Genomic DNA, 3,939 nt, shown 5'->3' on the forward strand with positions numbered 1-3,939 from the left:
TCGTGTGTTATCCATTTTTTTTGCAGCTTCACACCAATTTCCAAGCGCCCAATCATGGCAACATTGTTGAGTACAGCGGGTGCAACGGAAAAAATATCGCCTGCGATATAAATCTTGCCATCCGTTAAAGTGACGGTCCTTGTCTCTTTGTTGACAAAAGCATCAGCCCGTTCAACGCGGTCTCCTTCTTGTGCCACAAGGCGCCCCAAACGGTCATGCCGCCCCCTTATAATGGTTTGAACCTCATTGAGTTCACCACTTTGAATAAAGGGACGCGTGCCATAAAACACCACGCTTTGTTGTTCCTCTTTGCCGCGAGATCTGTCAATTGCAAAGGGTAAACCACTTTCATGCTTCATATTAAAACCTCAATAAAATCTTGAATTGTTCGCGAACATCGGCACGCAAAGGAATAGTGACAGGCGTTTTGAGTATCTCTACACCACCACGTAGTTCACCAAATCCTAACCAAAGTTTGCCAGGAGGGGTTTGTTGTGCAAGAGAGCCATGAACGAGAAGGGAAACAGAGGCGGCTTGTTTGTCCTCAACATCTTCAAAATCTGTGCGGGCTGCAAGAAACAACAGAGTCCCGGTTGTAGAAGGGTTAAATCTGTTACCACAATGGCTATACACACCATCCAAAGCCTGTTCGACAGGCGCTACAGCATAGCATCTGCGAAACCCAATCACGCTATTTTGGCTGTCTCTTAACACGAGATAAAGCGTGCGGTTGCTAAACCACTCTGCCATGAGTATATCGCGTTCATGTTTTTTGACCGAACACCACGGAAAATTTGCCATATCCCATGGATAATCAATAAGGTCCCAGCTTAACTCTTCATCCCCATCATCTATCCAATTACCAATAAGCCTGCCTTCTTCTCTTGTGAGCGTGTGATTGATTTCTGTTGTGCGTCCAAAGGAAAACAAAGTGCCCCCAGCTGTTAAGTGAACACCGCTTTCATACTCCAATATGCTGTCATCAAGGCGTGACATATTGCATTCAACAGCTTGCACATCATAACCATAGGTCCCACGGCGAAAATCAGAGCGCAAACTTTTGGAAAGATCTGTGATTGCTTCAATGGCTTCAAGGCTTTTGCGTTCAGGCAACTGATCAAAATCAAGTTGAAAGGAATTCCACCATGCTCGCCCCGTCCAGGCGGGTTGAAAGCGTGCCGAAATCCCTAGCCATTCAAGCCCCACCTCTATTGCAGCAAGGGAGCCGCGCAAACGCTGCCATTGAAGCCCTTGATCAATCAAATCATAGAGGTTTGGAACATAAGGCGTAAGCTCTCCAAGCCCGTATTCTTCAATGAGCCACGGTAAGAAACGGGGAGGGCGTGTGATCAGTTTTGCGCGTGAAATCCCCAAAACAGAACCATCAATATCTGGATGAAAATCGCAAGCATCGGCAAGGCGCTTTTCAAATTCTGTTGCGTTTGTGGGAAGGAGGGAACCAACCATTAGCGCGCACGCCCTTTGAAGTTTAAGGTGATTTTTCCAATCGATAAAATTTCTTCATCACAAACCATACTGTCTTGTGTTGGGGTAATGGCAATGACTTTTTGGACACCAGAAATCATTAGTTTTGAAATCCACCACGAGAGGCTTAATTCACGACCAATGGCTTGTTCTTGTCTCCATGCTGCTCTTAAATTTGCCTCCATTGTCGTGAGAATTTTCAAAGATGTTTCCGGTAACAGCCAAACATCTGCTTCTAAGTCCAGCACTTTTTTGACAGCAGCATGCACAATAATCGTATCATTGGTCATGATGATATTTTTTCTGTGAAGAGCTTCTGAGACTGTTTGTATGAGATCTTCAGAGGCTGTTCCTTCTTCATTATTGCCAAAAAGAGCAACATAGATGGTTGGGTTTTTGCCTTTACGATAAATAATCGCATCTTTCACACGACTATCGCTTGAGAGAGCGATAAGCTTGTAATAGGGCTCTGTCCCGCTCCCATTACCTCCACGGGCATGAAGCTGTATGCGTTCACGATATCTCTCGTCACTTTCCTCTTCCATGCGGGCAATACCATGCCAGTTTCCCAAAGCATCAAGAGATTCACCGATTGCAAAATCAAGAATATTATTGCGTGCTGCCTCATTAATACGCTGTCTTAAAAGCAACTCTCGATAGCTAAAAGCCTCAATGACTTTTACAGCCGGATCACTTTCAAGAATGGTATATTCAGGCAAAAGCTCTTTTAAATGGACAAGAGCAGCAGCGCGTATTTCTTCAAAAGAAAGTTCTGTGATGATGTCTGGTTTTGCAAGCACTCCATTCATTTTATCAATAATCCTTCCATGGTAATGGGCTTGCCGGATGGCAAATAAATGCCTTCAAAGGATAAAGAAACGTGTCCATTCTCACCCCTTTTAAAATCAATTTTTTTCAATTTAAAACGCGGTTCCCACTTGTCTAAAGCCTCAGCAACAGCAGCATAAAGAGCAACAGCAAAAGCATTATTAACCGGTGCATCAATGAGTTCCGCAACACGTGAACCATAATCACGCCGCATTACACGCGAACCAATCCGCGTTAACAAAATATCAAGGATTGATTGGCGCAAATGATCAATTCCGGTCAATGGCTTTCCTGTTGTACGGTCCATTCCACTGTTCAATTGGGACCTCCTGTCATAGAACCACCAGGGGAAACACCGTCATGAACATGGGTTTCTCCTACATTGGTGCCGTTATGTCTTAATCCACTTGAATGAATGGAAACATTATTTCCAGAATGAAGAGAGAGACTATCATTCGAATTCAGTGAAATGCCATCACCAGCCTTCAAAGAGATGCCGCCTTTTGCGTTTAAATTTATATCGCTTTCTGAAACAATCTTTATGCCTTCCGGTGCGGTAAGCTCTAGCTTGCCACCATCACCTTTTAGTGACACACCATCAGCGATTGTCAGGATAAACTTTCCGCCGGATTTGATGTGAATTCCATAAGTGTTTTGTTCATCATCATATTCAAGGCTGGTTCCATCAGGGTATATCGTTCGGTGAATGCTGCCCTTATCGGCTGCTTGATTAGCATCTGTATGAATGGAACCCACAATCATCCCTTGTGACAAATCCCCTGATGACGAGATAACAACTACTTGCTCTCCAACATCACGCCCTTCATAGGAGCGTGTTTTACCGGCGCGGGCTTGGGTATCTGGAATCCAGTCACTGATAAGATTGCCACTTTTTACCCGATAGCGTGCGTTTTTATGGTCGATATGGCTAATCTTCCCCACCACAACCATATTTGCCACACGTCTCTTTAGATCTGTGATTTCTTTATCGCGCCGCTCTAACATGTCCACCTTCAATTTTATGGTATTTATCTTTATTTCTCACGCCTGTTTCTGGTTCAAAGCTTAAGAAAGGTTCAACGATTCTTGCTGTTACACTGCCTTCTTCTTCATTCATGTTGGGGATATTTGTCACATAAATGACTTCAAAGGTTAAAATTGCACCGTGGAGTGCTAGAGCACCATTATCACCAAAGGCAAAAGCAATATTTTGCAGGCGGCATGTCTCAACGGTGTTGTTAAGATTGGGATTGGCATAGAAAATCTCTTCAACTTCCCATGCTAATTGGTCAACAAAACGTGCGCCATCTTCACATGTCGCATAACATTCAACATCTAGCGTTAAAACACGCCGCCTTAAGCCAAAATCATGTCCATCTTCAATGGTTTCACTTTGTGTTGAGATATTAATAGCTGGCATTGCTTCAATAAATAAATTGAAGTCACGCATATTGAAAACATTGTCACCAGCTGCCGTCTTTGCTGCTTTGATCAACGCAACAAATGTTTCTCTTATCGTTTCGCGTGGATGTTTCATTGTTTTATCTCTCGCAAGATAAGCTTATACATACCGGATTCAGAGGCTTGGACATCTGTTACCACGAAGTGCTCTTGAGAGGGGGCTTT

The 3,939-nt window shown here is 43.8% G+C and carries 6 protein-coding genes; all 6 read right to left on the reverse strand.

Annotated features, from left to right (window positions below; all coding sequences use genetic code 11):
• Positions 1–359 (reverse strand): DUF4815 domain-containing protein (locus ACFIO5_RS09405; protein ID WP_375705274.1); only part of this gene is annotated, 359 nt, incomplete at its 3' end.
• 1 nt (position 360) lies between these two features.
• Positions 361–1,467 (reverse strand): phage tail protein, encoded by a 1,107-nt coding sequence (locus ACFIO5_RS09410; RefSeq protein ID WP_375705275.1) that lies wholly within the window; start codon positions 1,465–1,467, stop codon positions 361–363.
• Positions 1,467–2,294: a baseplate J/gp47 family protein gene (locus tag ACFIO5_RS09415; protein ID WP_375637097.1), complete on the reverse strand. Its 828-nt coding sequence runs from the start codon at positions 2,292–2,294 to the stop codon at positions 1,467–1,469. The genes ACFIO5_RS09410 and ACFIO5_RS09415 overlap by 1 nt, the downstream gene beginning before the upstream one ends.
• Positions 2,291–2,632, reverse strand: coding sequence for a GPW/gp25 family protein (locus tag ACFIO5_RS09420; RefSeq protein WP_375612353.1), 342 nt, complete (start codon positions 2,630–2,632; stop codon positions 2,291–2,293). The genes ACFIO5_RS09415 and ACFIO5_RS09420 overlap by 4 nt, the downstream gene beginning before the upstream one ends.
• On the reverse strand, positions 2,629–3,318 hold the full coding sequence (locus ACFIO5_RS09425) for a phage baseplate assembly protein V (protein WP_375637096.1): 690 nt from the start codon (positions 3,316–3,318) through the stop codon (positions 2,629–2,631). Before ACFIO5_RS09425 ends, ACFIO5_RS09420 begins: the two co-directional genes overlap by 4 nt.
• Entirely contained in the window at positions 3,299–3,850 is a 552-nt protein-coding gene (locus ACFIO5_RS09430; RefSeq protein WP_375632668.1) for a hypothetical protein, read from the reverse strand. Before ACFIO5_RS09430 ends, ACFIO5_RS09425 begins: the two co-directional genes overlap by 20 nt.
• Positions 3,851–3,939 lie beyond the last annotated feature (89 nt).

Source organism: Bartonella sp. AA86SXKL (assembly GCF_042196885.1).

What these genes read in the sequence shown, in the direction of transcription:
- ACFIO5_RS09425 (WP_375637096.1), bottom strand. Translation starts at nt 3,318, where the DNA reads ATGTTAGAGCGGCGCGATAAAGAAATCACAGATCTAAAGAGACGTGTG.
- ACFIO5_RS09410 (WP_375705275.1), bottom strand. Translation starts at nt 1,467, where the DNA reads ATGGTTGGTTCCCTCCTTCCCACAAACGCAACAGAATTTGAAAAGCGC.
- ACFIO5_RS09415 (WP_375637097.1), bottom strand. Translation starts at nt 2,294, where the DNA reads ATGAATGGAGTGCTTGCAAAACCAGACATCATCACAGAACTTTCTTTT.
- ACFIO5_RS09430 (WP_375632668.1), bottom strand. Translation starts at nt 3,850, where the DNA reads ATGAAACATCCACGCGAAACGATAAGAGAAACATTTGTTGCGTTGATC.